The organism is Aquincola agrisoli (assembly GCF_036621135.1).
In the GTDB taxonomy this organism is placed as follows: Bacteria; Pseudomonadota; Gammaproteobacteria; order Burkholderiales; family Burkholderiaceae_C; genus Aquincola; species Aquincola agrisoli.
In genome coordinates this window covers 179,694-194,314 of the sequence record NZ_JAZIBG010000044.1, presented here as the reverse complement: position 1 = coordinate 194,314, position 14,621 = coordinate 179,694, and the positions used below count along the sequence as shown (strand labels likewise).

At 71.6% G+C, this 14,621-nt stretch carries 12 protein-coding genes; 6 read left to right on the top strand and 6 right to left on the bottom strand.

Features of this window, described 5'->3' with window-relative positions:
* Nucleotides 1–142 precede the first annotated feature (142 nt).
* On the bottom strand, nucleotides 143–697 hold the full coding sequence (locus V4F39_RS21725) for a hypothetical protein (RefSeq protein WP_332292067.1): 555 nt from the start codon (nucleotides 695–697) through the stop codon (nucleotides 143–145).
* Nucleotides 698–1,036: 339 nt separating this feature from the next.
* Here V4F39_RS21725 and V4F39_RS21720 point away from each other — a divergent pair, with 339 nt between their 5' ends.
* The gene (locus tag V4F39_RS21720) at nucleotides 1,037–1,696 is read left to right on the top strand and encodes a cohesin domain-containing protein (RefSeq protein WP_332292066.1); all 660 of its coding nucleotides are present in this window, start codon (nucleotides 1,037–1,039) and stop codon (nucleotides 1,694–1,696) included.
* Nucleotides 1,697–1,705: 9 nt separating this feature from the next.
* Here V4F39_RS21720 and V4F39_RS21715 read toward each other — a convergent pair whose 3' ends face one another.
* The 4 genes from V4F39_RS21715 to V4F39_RS21700 are packed head-to-tail and all read right to left on the bottom strand — an operon-like array spanning nucleotide 1,706 to nucleotide 5,807.
* The gene (locus V4F39_RS21715; protein ID WP_332292065.1) at nucleotides 1,706–2,965 is read right to left on the bottom strand and encodes an ROK family transcriptional regulator; all 1,260 of its coding nucleotides are present in this window, start codon (nucleotides 2,963–2,965) and stop codon (nucleotides 1,706–1,708) included.
* 5 nt (nucleotides 2,966–2,970) lie between these two features.
* A complete protein-coding gene (locus V4F39_RS21710; RefSeq protein WP_332292064.1) occupies nucleotides 2,971–3,768 on the bottom strand; it encodes an ATP-binding cassette domain-containing protein in 798 nt (265 codons plus the stop codon).
* 18 nt (nucleotides 3,769–3,786) lie between these two features.
* Entirely contained in the window at nucleotides 3,787–4,749 is a 963-nt protein-coding gene (locus V4F39_RS21705) for an ABC transporter permease (RefSeq protein WP_332292063.1), read from the bottom strand.
* Nucleotides 4,750–4,796: 47 nt separating this feature from the next.
* On the bottom strand, nucleotides 4,797–5,807 hold the full coding sequence (locus tag V4F39_RS21700; RefSeq protein WP_332292062.1) for a sugar ABC transporter substrate-binding protein: 1,011 nt from the start codon (nucleotides 5,805–5,807) through the stop codon (nucleotides 4,797–4,799).
* 165 nt (nucleotides 5,808–5,972) lie between these two features.
* Here V4F39_RS21700 and V4F39_RS21695 point away from each other — a divergent pair, with 165 nt between their 5' ends.
* The 5 genes from V4F39_RS21695 to V4F39_RS21675 all read left to right on the top strand — a co-directional run bounded on the left by V4F39_RS21695 (nucleotide 5,973) and on the right by V4F39_RS21675 (nucleotide 12,816).
* Nucleotides 5,973–6,923, top strand: a complete 951-nt coding sequence (locus tag V4F39_RS21695; protein WP_332292061.1) for a carbohydrate kinase family protein — start codon at nucleotides 5,973–5,975, stop codon at nucleotides 6,921–6,923.
* Nucleotides 6,924–7,021: 98 nt separating this feature from the next.
* On the top strand, nucleotides 7,022–7,666 hold the full coding sequence (locus V4F39_RS21690; RefSeq protein ID WP_332292059.1) for a biliverdin-producing heme oxygenase: 645 nt from the start codon (nucleotides 7,022–7,024) through the stop codon (nucleotides 7,664–7,666).
* A complete protein-coding gene (locus V4F39_RS21685; RefSeq protein WP_332292057.1) occupies nucleotides 7,663–9,894 on the top strand; it encodes an ATP-binding protein in 2,232 nt (743 codons plus the stop codon). Before V4F39_RS21690 ends, V4F39_RS21685 begins: the two co-directional genes overlap by 4 nt.
* Nucleotides 9,878–10,378 (top strand): response regulator, encoded by a 501-nt coding sequence (locus V4F39_RS21680; RefSeq protein ID WP_332292056.1) that lies wholly within the window; start codon nucleotides 9,878–9,880, stop codon nucleotides 10,376–10,378. The genes V4F39_RS21685 and V4F39_RS21680 overlap by 17 nt, the downstream gene beginning before the upstream one ends.
* On the top strand, nucleotides 10,375–12,816 hold the full coding sequence (locus V4F39_RS21675) for a response regulator (RefSeq protein ID WP_332292055.1): 2,442 nt from the start codon (nucleotides 10,375–10,377) through the stop codon (nucleotides 12,814–12,816). Before V4F39_RS21680 ends, V4F39_RS21675 begins: the two co-directional genes overlap by 4 nt.
* Here V4F39_RS21675 and V4F39_RS21670 read toward each other — a convergent pair.
* On the bottom strand, nucleotides 12,813–14,480 hold the full coding sequence (locus V4F39_RS21670) for a Na/Pi cotransporter family protein (RefSeq protein ID WP_332292054.1): 1,668 nt from the start codon (nucleotides 14,478–14,480) through the stop codon (nucleotides 12,813–12,815). The two genes, V4F39_RS21675 and V4F39_RS21670, sit on opposite strands and share 4 nt — an antisense overlap.
* Between the last annotated feature and the right edge of the window lie 141 nt (nucleotides 14,481–14,621).

Below are 14,621 nucleotides of genomic sequence, written 5' to 3'. Positions count from 1 at the left end.
GATGTCCTGCGCCTGCGCCTGCAGCGGCACCACCGCGCTCAGCGCCAGCAGCGCCGTGCCCGCCGCGTTCAGCAGCCATCTTCTCGTCGTCGTCGTCTTGGTCTGGGTCATGGGGTGTCTCCGCCAGGGTGGATGGAAAGGGTCAAACGGTCTCGGGTGCACGCAGCGGCCCGTCGGGCCGCTCCTTCGTGCTCTTGAAGCCGGCGATGTTGTGGAGCTGCATCGCCGTGGCAGGCACGCGCCCATGGGCGCGGAAGGCCTCGAACAGCGCGGCCTCCAGCGAACTGGAGCCGTCGGGCGGCTGATCCAGCGTGGACCAGCGCGCCCACTTGCGCGATTCGAAGCGGCGGATCTCCGCGGCCAGCAGTTCGGAGCGGCGCCACGGCGAAGGCTCGTCGTCCAGATGGGCCCAGGCGTGGCGCAGCCAGCGGTCGCGCAGCGCGCGGCGCAGCGCGCGTTCGTTGGTCGGCAGCTTCAGGCAGCGCTCCAGCGGCAGCCGGCCGCCGCTGGCGAGGAAGGCGTTGAAGCCCTTGGAGAGCCAGTCGATGTCCTCGGGCTTCACGCAGGCGTTGGCGATGCGTTGCGCCCGCTCCAGTTCGTCGACCTCCTCGGCGCGCGTCGACGGCCGCGGCGACTGCGCACCCCTGCCGGCTCCGCGCCGCCCTGACACGGCGTCGCCGTGTTCTGACTCATGCACTACTGTCTCCCATACCCTGCATCGCGGCCCTTGGGCCCGGCCCGCGCAGCGTGTGCCGGCGAGACCATCGACAAGGATTTCTTTCAGCCGGCCAGGAACATCCGGACCGCGGTGAACTTTAAGGGGACCGTAGCGCTGTACGAAACGACGTTTTGTTATTCGAATGATGAGCAAAACTCACCACGCCGGCATCCGCGGCGCCCCGCGACCCGGGGCGCCGCCAAAACATTTACCCCTCAAGAATTTGGGCGCGTGTGGCGTACCTTCTCCCCACTTCATTCGACCCAGCGGGAGACGACGGTGAGCGGACGCAGGCACAGGCGGGGGATCGCGGCAAGGGTGGGATCGCCGGCCGTCGCGATGCTGCTCGTCACGGCCTCCGCCGCCATCGCGCTGCTGCTGTCCGAATGGCTGAGCGTGCCGCCGCACAGCCCGGTGGTGGTGCTGCAGCCGGCGGCGCCGCAGCCCTGGGCTTCGGCCGTGGCCGCTTCGCCGCCGCCGGGCCCGGCGGCCGCCCCGGCGCTGGCGCGCCAGCCCTCCGACGCCGCGCCGGCCGCCCCGCCCCCGGGTCCGCCGGTCAGGCTGGTCGCGCAGGCGCCCCACACCCTGGGCGTGGGCGACATGGCGGAACTGGTCGTCAGCGTCGACGCCCGCCGGCCGGTCAGCCGCATCGCCTTCACGGTGACCTTCGACCCCAACGTACTGCAGGCGCGCTCGGGCGCCGAGGGGGAATGGATGCTGCATGCCGGCATGACCGGGCGCTTCGAGCAGGAGATCAGCCCGGGGGAGGACCGGATCCGCATCAGCGTTCAGGTGGACGACGCGCGCCCGCCCGGCGCGCCACTCGCGCTGGCCATCGTCGGCTTCCAGGCGATGGCGCCGGGCATGACCTCGGCCACGGTGAGCGACATCGAGATCGAGGACGGCACCCACGGGACGGTGCCGGTGATGGCCTTGCCGACGTCGACACACATCCGGGTGGTGTCGCTCCCGGCCTGAGCCGCCGCGCTACAGCTTCGCCGCGGGCGCCTCCAGCTTGAGGAACAGGTCGCGGTCCGGGGCGAAGTTCGCGTGCAGCGGGAGCAGCGCACCGCCGAGCGCGCGGGCATCGGGGCCGATCGTGCCGGGCAGCACGGCCGGCCGCCGCACCCCCTCCCAGCTCAGGTCGCGGCAGGCCGATTCCACGGCGGCCAGCAGCGCGGCCAGCAGCTCGCGGCTGAACTGGCCGTCGATGATCACGCCCTCCAGGTCGAGCAGGCAGGCGGCGTCGTGCAGCGCGAGCGCAATGGCGGGCGCGGCCTCGTCCAGCCAGGCCTGCGTGCAGGCGAGCCAGGGCGGCTGCATTGCGCAGGCGTCGACGGTGGCGACGGGATCGAGCCCGGCGGCGCGGTACATCGTCTCCAGCGTGAAGAGCGAGGCCACGCTCAGCAGTTGCGGCGGCGGCGGCCCGCCCGGGCGGGCCCGCCCCATCGCCAGCGAGCCGACCGCGCCGGCGTTGCCGCTCAGGCCGCCGCGCAGGTGGCTGTCGAGCACCAGCCCGCCGCCGATGAAGGTATCGACGAACACGTAGAGGAAGCTGCGCACGTTGCGCCCGCGGCCGGCCACCAGCTCGGCCACGCAGGCGGCGGCGGTGTCCTTGACGAAGGTGACCGGCAGCCCGCTCATCGCGGCGACGCGCTCGGGCAGGTCCACGCGGTCCCAGGCCCGTGCGCGCTCGGACTCCACGCCCAGCAGCGTCTGCCAGCCGCCGAGCGACAGCGGCGCCGCGAGGCCGATGCCCTGCAGGCGCTCGCGGCGGCCGGCGCCCAGGCCCTGGCGCATCTCGCGCAGATGGGCATCGATGGCGGCTGTGACGGCCTCGGGCTCCGGGTAGTCGTACGCGACCGAGGCACGCTGGCAGGCCGCGCCGGTGAAGTCCACCAGCAGCACGTCGAGGCTGCGCCGGCCCACCTTGATGCCGATGGCATAGGCCCCTTCGGGTGCCAGCGCCAGCGGCACCGAGGGCTGGCCCACCTTGCCGCGCACCGGCTCGCCCTTGACCAGCAGCCCGTCGTCGAGCAGCCGCTTCGTGATTTGCGAGACGGTCTGCGCGGTGAGCTGCGTGAGCCGCGCGATCTCGGCCGCCGGCAGCGCCCCGTGCAGGCGGATGGCCTGCAGCACCACGCGCTCGTTGTACTGGCGCAGCCCGCCCTGGCTGGAGCCCCGCGGGCGCAGCCGGTGGTCCTCGGGTGCGAAGGCTTGCGCGTGCGGCACGGTCTCCCGGGGCATGGCGGTCAGGCCAGGCAGTCCGCAGGGATGTCCTGCGGGGCCATCGCGCCGGTCATCACGGCCACGGTGTCGCTCATGCTGATCTTCCTCGGGTTGAGCACGGCCGCCCGCTTGCCCAGGCGCGCGACGTGGATGCGGTCGGCGATCTCGAACACATGCGGCATGTTGTGCGAGATGAGCACCACCGACAGGCCCTTGTCGCGCACGCGCCGGATCAGCTCCAGCACCATGTTGCCCTCCTTCACGCCGAGCGCGGCGGTGGGCTCGTCCATGATGACCACGTGCTGCGCGAAGGCCGCCGCGCGCGAGACGGCCACGCACTGCCGCTGGCCGCCCGACAGCGTCTCGACCGCCTGCGTCATCGAACGGATGCCGACCTTCAGGTCGTTCATGCGGGCGATGCTCTCCTCCAGCATGCGCTTCTTGTCGAGCATGCGGAACACCGTGCCGAGCACGCCCGGGCGGCGCACCTCGCGGCCGAGGAAGAGGTTCTCGGCGATCGACATCGCCGGGGCCACCGCGAGGTCCTGGTAGACGGTCTCGATGCCGGCGCGGCGCGCATCGATCGGGCTCCTGAAGCGCACCTCGCGGCCGTCGAGCAGGATGTCGCCGCTGTCCGGCACGGTAGCGCCGGACAGCGCCTTGATCAGCGAGGACTTGCCGGCGCCGTTGTCGCCGATCACCGCGAGGATCTCGCCGGCACGCAACTCGAAGTCGGCGCCGTCGAGGGCCGTCACCTGGCCGTACTTCTTGACGAGGCCGGAGGCCTTCATCACCACGTCGGCGGGGGCAGGGTTCGTCATGGCTGCGTCTCCAAACATTCAGCGGGCGGTGCGGCGCGACATCTGGTCGGCGGCCACCGCGAGGATCACGAGGATGCCGGTCACCAGCACCTGGTACACCGACGACACGCCCATCAGCGTGAGCCCGTTGCGGAACACGCCGACGATCAACGCGCCCACCAGCGTGCCGAGGATGACCCCGCGCCCGCCGAACAGGCTGGTGCCGCCCAGCACCACGGCCGTGATGGCGTCGAGGTTCTCGGTCTGCCCGGCGTTGGGGTCGCCGACGCCGGTGCGCGACACCGACAGCAGCGACGCGATGCCGTAGAACACCCCGGCGATCACGTACACCGACAGCAGCACGCGCTGGGTCGGGATGCCCGTCAGCCGCGTCGCCTCGGGATTGTTGCCCACCGCGTAGACGTGCCGGCCGTACTGCGTCTCGCGCAGCGTGAACCAGGCGAAGAAGTACAGCAGCAACATCAGCACCGCACCGAAGGCGACGTTGGTGCCGCCCAGCCCGAAGGTGCCGCCGAGCCAGGTCATGGCCTCGGGCAGGTCGGTGACGGTCTGCGACTGCGAGTAGAGCTGCGTGATCGCGAAGGCGATGTTCAGCGTGCCCAGCGTGACGATGAAGGGCGGCAGCTTCAGCCGCGTGACGAGCAGCCCGTTGACCAGGCCGAACAGCGTCGTCACGGCGATGCCGCAGGCGATGGCCAGCGGCGCCGGCATGCCGAGGTCGGCCGCGAACTTCGTCATCACGATGCTGCCCAGCGCCATCACCATGCCGCACGACAGGTCGATGCCGGCGGTCAGGATGATCAGCGTCTGGCCGATCGCGATGACGCCGACCACCATCACCTGCTGCAGGATCAGCGAGAAGTTCTCGCCGCTGAGGAAGCGGTCGGTCTGCGTGGCGAAGAAGAGGCAGGCGGCCAGCAGCGCGATGAACGGCCCCAGCACGCCCAGCGGCGGCAGCTTGCTCTGCACGGACTTCAGCATGGCGTGTCCCTTCGGTTCCTTGCGATGGACGGCGGTGATCGTGCTCATCACTTCTTCCCCCAGCACAGGTCGGTGCCGACCTGGATGTCCTTGCTCTCCACGCCCGCCACCGGCGTGGCGGTGATCAGCGCCACGCCGGTGTCGACGTAGCCGCTCGCCTTCTTGCCGGACTTGGCGTACTCGAGGGCCGCGTCCACGCCCATCGCCGCCATGCGCAGCGGGTACTGCTGCGAGGTCGCGGCGATCTTGCCGGCCTTGACGTCGCGCACGCCCTGGCAGCCGCCGTCGACCGAGACGATGACCACGCCCTTGTCCTTGCCCGCCTTCTTCAGCGCGTTGAAGGCGCCGGCCGCGGCGGGCTCGTTGATGGTGTAGACGACGTTCACGTCGGGGCTCTTCTGCAGGCAGTTCTCCATCGCGGTCTGCCCCTTGGCCTGGTCGCCGTAGCTGTCGGCCATGCAGACGATGGCCGGGTCCTTGCCGAGCTCGTTGCTCTTCGCGTCGGGCGCGGGCAGGCCGAAGCCCTTGAGGAAGCCGTTGTGGCGCTGCGCACCCACCGGGTGGCCCGCGAAGAGATCGAGCGTGACGATCTTCGCCGGCTTGCCGCCGAGCGCCGCCTTGGCGTACTGGCCGATCAGCACGCCGGCCTGGTAGTTGTTGGTGGCGAAGAGCGCGTCGGTGGCCTCGGCCGGGTCGGTGGGGCTGTCCAGCGCAATCACCATCACGCCGCGGTCGCGCGCCTTCCTGATGGCCGGGACGATGGCCTTGGCGTCGCTGGGCGTGATGAGGATGGTCTTGGCGCCGGCCGCGATCATGTTCTCCATCGCGGTGACCTGGCCGGCGTTGTCGCCGTCGGTCTTGCCGGCCCCGGCGATCAGCTTGGCCCCCTTGGCCTTCGCCGCCTCGGTGGCGCCTTCCTTCATCTTGACGAAGAAGGGGTTGGTGTCGGTCTTGGTGATCAGGCCGATGACCGGCTCGGCCGCGGACGCCGGCGCCGCGAGGCCCAGGGCCAAGGCCGCGGCGGCCAACACGGAAAGATCGATGCGATGCAGGGGCATGGTGCGTGTCTCCAGAGGGCGGCCCGTGGGACGACGGTGGGGCCGATGCCATCTACTCTCGGCGACCTCCTTTAATAAATCAAGTTGATTGATTAATGGAAAACCCGGTGGCCGGAAGCGGGTGCGGCCGGCATGCTGCGGACTCGTTCCATCGAGGAGACAAGCATGTTCGTGGTCTGCGGCGAAGCCCTGTTCGACGTGTTCGCGGCCGGTGAGACCCCTACCGGGCTGACGCTGGACGCCCGCATCGGCGGCTCGCCTTTCAACGTGGCCGTGGGGCTCGCCCGGCTCGGCCAGCCGGTGGGCTTCTTCGGCGGCGTGTCGACCGGCTTCCTCGGCGAGCGGCTGATGCGCGCGCTGCAGGAGGAAGGCGTCGACACCCGCTGCACCCCGCGCAGCGCCGCCCGCACCACGCTCAGCCTGGTCGGCATCGATGCGCAGGGCGTGCCGTCCTATTCGTTCTACGGCGACCATGCGGCCGACCGCGACGTGGCGGCGGAGGCGCTGGCCCGCGTGCCGCCCGAGGCGCGCGCCTTCCACGTCGGCTCGTACGCGACGGTGGTCGAGCCCGTGGCGAGCGTGCAGCGGGCGCTGATCGAGCGCGAGCACGGGCGCAGCCTGATCAGCTTCGACCCCAACATCCGGCTGAACGTCGAGCCCGACCTCGGCCGCTGGCACGCGCTGCTCGACTGGATGCTGCCCCGCACCCACTTGCTGAAGGTGAGCGACGAGGACCTGCGGCTGCTCTTCCCCGGCGTGGCACCGGCCGAGCTGGCCGCGCAGTGGCTGGCGCGCGGCGTGGCGCTCGTCGTCGTGACCCGCGGCGGCGAGGGCGCACAGGGCTGGACGGCGGCCGGCACCGCCCAGGCGCATCCGGTACGGGTCGACGTGGTCGACACCGTCGGCGCCGGCGACACCTTCCAGGCCGCCCTGCTCACCTGGCTGGCCGAGCAGGGCGGCCTGGCGCCGGAGGCGCTGCGGGCGCAGCCGCCAGCGGCACTGGCCGCGGCGCTGGCGTTCGCCGCCCGCGCCGCGGCGATCACCTGCTCGCGCCGCGGCGCCGACCTGCCCCGGCGCAGCGAACTGCCCCGCGAGGCAGGTATCGGCATCGGCTGACACGGGGGCGCACGGCGGGGTGTTAAAAACCAGGGGCCGGGATCCGTCCGTACGACGGACGCTTCCCCGACCCCTTGCAACACCCGCATCCGCCGACCATGTCACCCACGCCTGACGCACCCCGCCCGCTGCACGCCCGGTTGCGCTCGGCCACGGCCGACGACCACGGCCAGCTCGAGAACCTGCTGGACCTGCTCGCAGAGCCCCTGAGCTACATCCGCTACGTCGCCGTGCTGATGCGCTTCCACGGCTTCCATCGGGTGTGGGAGCCGGCCCTCGCCCGCGTGCTGCAGGACGAGGCCTTCCTGCAGCCGCGGCAGCGCCTGCCGCTGATCGAGCAGGACCTGCGCGAACTCGACATCGACGACCTGGACATCGAGGCGCTGCCGATCGTGCCCGAGGCCGCCCAGCTCTGCCGCACCGAGGCGGCCGCACTCGGCTCGCTCTATGTGATGGAGGGCTCCACCCTCGGCGGGCGGATGATCTCCCGCCGCCTGGCCGAGTCCGCCGACTGGAGCCCGCCCCAGGGTCTGCGCTACTTCAACCCCTACGGCGACGCGACGGGCGAGCGCTGGCGCGAGACGCTCGCGCGGCTGGAGGCCGCGCCGCCGGAACACCACGCCGCGATCGTCGCGGGCGCACAAGCCACCTTCGCGCTGCTGCTGGCCTGGATGGCACCGGCCGTCACGCCGGCTGCCGGCGGCACCGACGACGTGCCCAGCGAGTGGGGAGTGGCGGTGTGACCGGGGCGATCGACGCCTGCGCCCGAGAACCGATCCACATCCCGGGCAGCATCCAGCCGCATGGCGCGCTGCTGGTGGTCGCGCCCAACGACCATCGCATCCTGCAGGCCAGCGCCAACGCCTGCGCGCTGCTGGGGCTCCCCGCCCTGCCCGCGACCATGGCCGCGCTGGACCCGGCGCTGGCCAGCCGGCTCACGGCCTGGACGGACAAGGGCGACGGGCTGCTGCACACCACCCACCAGGTCCCCGGGGGACAGACGCTGCAGCTCACCGGGCATGCGACCGGCCAGGGGCTGGTGCTGGAGCTCGAGCCGGTCGACACGCACGAGCTGCAGACGCTGGACGCGCTGTACCCGCGCCTGCGCGGCTTCCTGGACCGGGTCGAGGGCGAGGACGACGTCGCGGCCCTGGGCCAGCTCGCCGCGCGCGAAGTGCGGCGGCTCACCGGCTTCGACCGCGTGCTGCTCTACCGCTTCGACGAGGACTGGCACGGCACCGTCATCGCCGAAGACGGCAACGGCCGCCTGCCCTCGTACCTCGACCTGCGGTTCCCGGCGTCGGACATCCCGCCGCAGGCACGCGAGCTGTACCGCCGCCACAGGCTGCGGCTGATCCCCGACGCGTCCTATGCCGCGGTGCCGGTGGAGCCAGCCGTGAGCCCGCTCGACGGCCAGCCGCTCGACCTGTCGGGCGCGGCGCTGCGCAGCGTGTCGCCGGTGCACCTGCAGTACATGCGCAACATGGGCACCGCCTCGTCGATGTCGGTGTCGATCGTGATCGACGGCGCGCTCTGGGGCCTGGTGTCTTGCCACCACGCCGAGGCGCACCGCATCGGGCCGCCCACGCGCGCGGCGTGCGACTTCCTCGGCCAGATCCTCGCGCTGAAGATCGGCTCGCGCGAGCGCGGCCAGGAGACGGCGCTGCGCTGGGCCGCCAGGGAGCTGGAGCAGGACCTGGTCGCCCGGATGGCGCAGGCCGGCGACGCGCCCGGCGCCATCACCGCGCGGCTGGCCGAGCAGCCCGAGGCCTGGATGCGCCTGGCCCGCGCCACCGGCGCGGCGGTGCTGCGCGGCGACGACGAGGTGCGTTGCGTGGGCCTCACCCCGTCGCCGACCCAGCTCCAGGCGCTGGCCAGCTGGCTGCACCAGCGGCAGGACCCCACCGAGCCCTTCCACACGCATTCGCTGCCGGCCGCCTACCCGCCGGCAGCCGGCTTCACCGACACCGCATGCGGCCTGATCGCCGCGCCGATCTCCGTGCTGCACCCCCACTACGTGATGTGGTTCCGGCCGGAGCTGGTCCATACCGTGCGCTGGGGCGGCCGGCCGGAAAAAGCGGCCGCCGGCGACGGCAGCCTGTCTCCCCGCGCGTCGTTCGACGCCTGGACCGAGGAGGTGCGCGGGACGGCCCAGCGCTGGACCGCCGTGGAAATCGATGGCGCCCGCATGTTCTGCCAGGCGATGGTGACGCTCGTGCTGGGCCAGGCAGAGCAGCGCGCCGCGCTCAGCGACCGGCTGGAGACCAGCAACCGGGAGCTCGAGGCCTTCTCCTACTCCGTGTCGCACGACCTGCGCGCACCGTTCCGCCACATCGTGGGCTTTGCGCAGCTGCTGGGCGAAAACGAGCCGCAGCTCGCCGCCCGGTCGCGCCACTACCTCGACACCATCGTCGAATCGGCCCTGTCGGCCGGGCGGCTGGTCGACGACCTGCTCAACTTCTCGCAGCTGGGCCGGGCGAGCCTCGAGATGAGCCGGGTCGACATGGCCAAGCTCACGCAGGAGGTGCGCCGCTCGATGCGCATCGACGAGGGCAACCGGCGGGTCGAATGGCAGATCGGCGCGATACCCCCCGCGTGGGGCGACGCCGCGCTGCTGCGCCAGGCGCTGGCCAACCTGATCGACAACGCGCTGAAGTACACCCGCAACGAGCCGGAGGCGGTGATCCGCGTCCACGGCGAGACGCGGGCGCACGAGACCGTCTACACCGTCGCCGACAATGGCGTCGGCTTCGACATGAACTACATGGGCAAGCTGTTCGGCGTCTTCCAGCGCCTGCACCGTGCCGAGGATTTCGAGGGCAGCGGCATCGGCCTGGCGCTGACCCGCCGGATCATCGACCGCCACGGGGGCTGGATCGCCGCCGAAGGCAAGCCGAACGAGGGAGCCACCTTCCGATTTGGACTACCCCGCAGGACCCATCCCGAGCCCCACCATGGACAAGAAGCCTGAGGACCGCCCCGTGCAGCCGCAGACGATCCGTCACGCGGCCGACTTGCGTCCCATCCTGCTGGTCGAGGACAGTCCCAACGACCTGGAGCTGGCCCTCGCCGCGCTCGAGCGCTGCCAGCTGGCCAACCCCATCCACGTGGCGCGCGACGGCGTGGAGGCGCTCGACTACCTCTACGCCCGCGGCCCCTGGGACCAGCGTGACGGCGGTGACCCCGCGGTCGTGCTGCTCGACCTGAAGCTGCCGCGCGTCGACGGGCTCGAGGTGCTGGAGCGGGTGAAGAACGATCCGCTGCTGCGGCAGGTGCCGATCGTCATGCTGACCTCCTCCCGCGAGGAGCGCGACCTGGTGCGCAGCTACCAGCTGGGCGTGAACGCCTTCGTGGTCAAGCCCGTGGACTTCCGCGCGTTCCTGCAGGCCATCCAGGAGCTGGGCATGTTCTGGGCGGTCCTCAACCAGCCGCCGCCCCGCCTGGCTGCCCGATGAACCGCCCGGCCCGCGTCCTGCTGCTCGAAGACAGCGACATCGACACCGAACTGATCTGCAACCACCTCCAGCGGGCGCAGATGCCGATCGAGGTCGTGCGCGCCGCGCGCCGCGAGGAGTTCGAGGCGGCGCTGCAGCGCGATGACCTCGACATCGTGCTCGCGGACTACTCGCTGCCCGACTTCGACGGGCTGCAGGCGCTGCTGCAGGCGCGCGCGCGCCTGCCCGACGTGCCCTTCGTCTTCGTCTCCGGCGTGGTGGGCGAGGACATCGCCACCGACGCGCTGCGCCAGGGTGCCACCGACTACGTTCTCAAGCGCAACCTCGCGCGGCTGCCCAAGGCCGTCGAGCGTGCGCTGGCGGAAGCGCGCGAGCGCGCACGCCGACGGAACGCCGAGGCGGCGCTGGGCGCCAGCGAGGCCGCGACCCGGCTCGCGCTGGAGCGCCAGCGCCAGGCCGAGGTGCTGTTCCGCCTGGCCGCGCAGGCGGCGAACATCGGCGTGTGGGAATTCGATCCCGCCGGCGCCCGGCTCTGGATCGACGACGGCCTGCGCCGCATCGCCGACATCCCCCCCGAGGCGCCGATGGACCACGCCCGGTTCGTCGGTGAGATCGTGCACCCCGACGACCGCGCGCTGTTCGAACAGTCGCTCGCGGCCGCGCTCGCGCCGGACGGCCGGCCGGAGCTGGACTTTGAGCACCGCGTGATCGCCCCCGGCGACCAGCGCGTGCGCTGGCTCGCCATCGACGGCCGCCGCTTCGACGGCGACGACGGCGGGGTGCGGCTGGTCGGCACCGCCCGCGACGTGACCGGCCAGCGGCGCAAGGGCGAGGCGCTGCGGCGGCTGAACGAGGCGCTCGGCGAAAGGGTGGAGCAGCGCACCCGCGAGCGCGACCGCATCTGGAACCTCTCGACCGACCTGATGGCCGTGTGGCGCCCGGACGGCACGCCGGAGGCGCTGAACCCGGCCTGGGAGAGCCTGCTCTCGTGGACGGGCGCCGAGCTGATGGACATGCCGATGATCGCGCTGGTGCACCCGGACGACGTCGATGCCACGCGCCAGGCGATCGACCTGCTCGGCAGCACGGTGGGCACCGCACGCTTCGACAGCCGCGTGCGCACCAGCGAAGGCAGCTACCGCTGGATCCGCTGGGCGGTGCGGCCCGATGCGGGCTTCCTCTACGCCGTGGGGCGCGACGTGACCGAGGAGCGCGCCGCCGTCGACGAACTGGCCGCGGCGAACCGCGAGCTGAAGGAGCAGATCGCCGAGCGCGGCCGCGTCGAGGACACCCTGCAGCAGATGCAGCGGCTGGAAGCGGTCGGCCAGCTGACCTCGGGCGTCGCGCACGACTTCAACAACCTGCTGACGGTGGTGCTGTCCAACATCAGCCTGATCCGGCGGCTGCTGGCGCAGGCCGGCCCGCCCGACGAGCGGGTGCTCAAGCGGCTGGACTCGATGCAGAGCGCGGCCGAACGCGGCGCGAAGCTCACCGCGCAGATGCTGGCGTTCTCCCGCCGCCAGCGGCTGGAGCCGCAGGTCATCGACCTCAACGACACCGTGCTGGCGCTGCGCGACCTGCTGCAGTCGACGCTGGGCGGCAGCGTGCGCCTGACGGTGGAGCCGGCCGAGGCGCTCTGGCCGGCGCTGGTGGACGTGACGCAGATGGAGCTGATCGTGCTCAACCTCGCGATCAACGCCCGCGACGCGATGGAGGTCGGCGGCAGCATCACCGTGCGCACCGGCAACGTGGCCCTGGGCCCGCCGCAGCGGCCCGAGGAGCCCGAGGCGGGCGACTACGTCGCGCTCACCGTCAGCGACACCGGCAGCGGCATGACGCCCGAGGTGCTGGCCAAGGCCTTCGAGCCCTTCTTCACCACCAAGGAGGTGGGCAAGGGCTCGGGCCTGGGGCTGGCGCAGGTGTACGGCTTCGCCAAGCAGTCGGGCGGCGGCGTGCGCATCGACACGCAGCCGGGCGTCGGCACCTCGGTGCACGTCTACATGCCGCGCGCCGACGGCGAGGTGCGGCCGCGCGATGCCGAGGCGACCGTGCCGGGCCAGTTGTACGGCGACACGCCGAGCCACACGCTGCTGCTGGTGGACGACGACCCGGCCGTGCGCGACGCCACCGCCTCGATGCTGCGCGACCAGGGCTACCGGGTGATCGAGGCCGGCAGCGGCGGCGCTGCGCTGGAGCTGATCGCGCGGCGCAAGGACATCGAGCTGGTGCTCGCCGACTTCGCGATGCCCGGCATGAACGGCGCCGAGCTGGTGCGGCTGCTGAAGCTCTCGCACCCGCACCTCAAGACGATGTTCCTGACCGGCTTCGTCGACCTCGGCGCGCTGAAGGACATCCCCGAGGAGCACGTGCTGCAGAAGCCGCTGAGCGAGGACATGCTGGCACGGCGGCTGCGCAAGGTGCTGCGGGCGCGGAACTAGGAATCCTCGGTCAGCGGCGAGAGCTGCGAATGGCGAATGCGCGTGCTGGCCAGCGCACCCGCCGACTCGAGGATGGGGTACGCGATCGAGCACAGGTGCGAGTTGATGCGCTTCAGGTCGCTGATCAGGTCGAGGTGCAGCGAGCTGGTCTCGATGCTCTGCGCGGTGTTGTCGCGCAGCCGGGCGATGTGGCTGGCGGCGTACTCGTGCTCCAGGTCGCGGAAGCGGGCCTTCTCCTCCAGCAGCCGCTGCGCGTCGCGCACGTGGCCGTCGAGGAACACGCTCATCGCCAGCCGCAGGTTGGCCAGCAGGCGCTCGTGCAGGTGGCAGATCTCGGCCATGCCCGCGTCGGAGAAGCTTCGGCTCTTGCGGATCTTCTTGTCCTCCACGTCCTGCAGCACACGCTCGATGATGTCGCCGATCTGCTCCATGTTGATGGTGAAGCTGACGATATCGGTCCAGCGGCGGCCCTCGCGCTCCGACAGCGCCTCCTGGGAGATCTGCGTCAGGTAGAACTTGATGGCCGAGTACAGCTCGTCGACGGTGTCGTCCATGCGGCGCAGCTGCTCGGCGAGCTGCAGGTCGTTGTGGCGGATCACCGGCAGGATGCCGCGCAGCATGGTCTCGACCACGTCGGCCTGGTGCAGCGCCTCGCGCGCGGCGCAGCTGATGGCCAGCGACGGCGTGGCCAGGGCCACGGGATCGAGGTGGCGCGGACGCTCGCCGGGGCCGCTGCGGCTGGGCTCGCGCAGCCAGCGCTCGACCCAGCGGCCGACGACGCCGGTGAAGCCGATGAACAGCAGCGCCAGCGTCACGTTGAAGCCGAGGTGGAACAGCACCACCTGCTGGTGCACGGTGGGCACCACCTGCTGCAGCCCGACGTGCACATAACCCAGCAGCGGCATCGCGATCGCCGCGCCCGTCAGCTTGAACAGGAAGTTGCCGAGCGGCAGCCGGCGCACCTGGGGCGACGCGCCGCTCGTGGCGAGCATCGCCAGCACGCCGCTGCCGAGGTTGGCGCCGATCACCAGCCCCAGCGCAACGCCGGCGGGCAGCATGCCCTGCGAGGCCAGCGTGGCGGTCAGCAGCACGATGGCGAGGCTGGAATAGGCGGCCACCGTCAGCACCGCGCCGACCAGCACGTCGAGCAGGATCTCGTTGGGCAGCGACACCAGCAGCGTGCGCACGGCCGGCGAGCGGGTCAGCGGCTCGGTGGCCTGCACGATGAGCTGCAGCGCCAGCGTGATCAGCCCCAGGCCGATCAGCACCCGCCCCACCCGGCCGGCCACCGAGTTCTGGCGCGAGACGAACATCACCACGCCGACGAAGATCAGCAGCGGCGACAGCCACGAGAGATCGAACGAAAACACCACCGCCATCAGCGCGGTGCCCATGTCGGCCCCGAGCATCACCGCCAGCGCCGCGCTGGTGGCGACCAGCCCCTTGCCGACGAAGGACGCGACGATCAGGCAGGTGGCGGTGCTCGACTGCACCAGGCTCGTGACACCGAGCCCGGCCAGCATCGCCGGCACGCGGCGGCTGAAGCTGGAGGCCAGCACGTTGCGCAGGTTCTCGCCGAACACCTGCAACACGCCGGTCCGCACGATGTGGGTACCCCAGACCAACAGGGCGATGGCCGCCAACAGGTTCAACAGGTGGATCATCAGCGCAGCTTACGTACTTTTATGTGCACCGGTGCCCCGGATAACCAGCGCCGCCGATACGATCAGGCCACACGCACGAGCCGGGCCAGGGCATGGCGTTTGCCTGACCACGGCCCTATCACCACGCTGCCGCCACCCTCC

Bases quoted from the DNA above. Each gene is read 5' to 3' on its own strand.
- V4F39_RS21695 (WP_332292061.1), top strand. From the start codon at position 5,973: ATGTTCGTGGTCTGCGGCGAAGCCCTGTTCGACGTGTTCGCGGCCGGT.
- V4F39_RS21670 (WP_332292054.1), bottom strand. From the start codon at position 14,480: ATGATCCACCTGTTGAACCTGTTGGCGGCCATCGCCCTGTTGGTCTGG.
- V4F39_RS21680 (WP_332292056.1), top strand. From the start codon at position 9,878: ATGGACAAGAAGCCTGAGGACCGCCCCGTGCAGCCGCAGACGATCCGT.
- V4F39_RS21675 (WP_332292055.1), top strand. From the start codon at position 10,375: ATGAACCGCCCGGCCCGCGTCCTGCTGCTCGAAGACAGCGACATCGAC.
- V4F39_RS21690 (WP_332292059.1), top strand. From the start codon at position 7,022: ATGTCACCCACGCCTGACGCACCCCGCCCGCTGCACGCCCGGTTGCGC.
- V4F39_RS21710 (WP_332292064.1), bottom strand. From the start codon at position 3,768: ATGACGAACCCTGCCCCCGCCGACGTGGTGATGAAGGCCTCCGGCCTC.
- V4F39_RS21705 (WP_332292063.1), bottom strand. From the start codon at position 4,749: ATGCTGAAGTCCGTGCAGAGCAAGCTGCCGCCGCTGGGCGTGCTGGGG.
- V4F39_RS21700 (WP_332292062.1), bottom strand. From the start codon at position 5,807: ATGCCCCTGCATCGCATCGATCTTTCCGTGTTGGCCGCCGCGGCCTTG.
- V4F39_RS21715 (WP_332292065.1), bottom strand. From the start codon at position 2,965: ATGCCCCGGGAGACCGTGCCGCACGCGCAAGCCTTCGCACCCGAGGAC.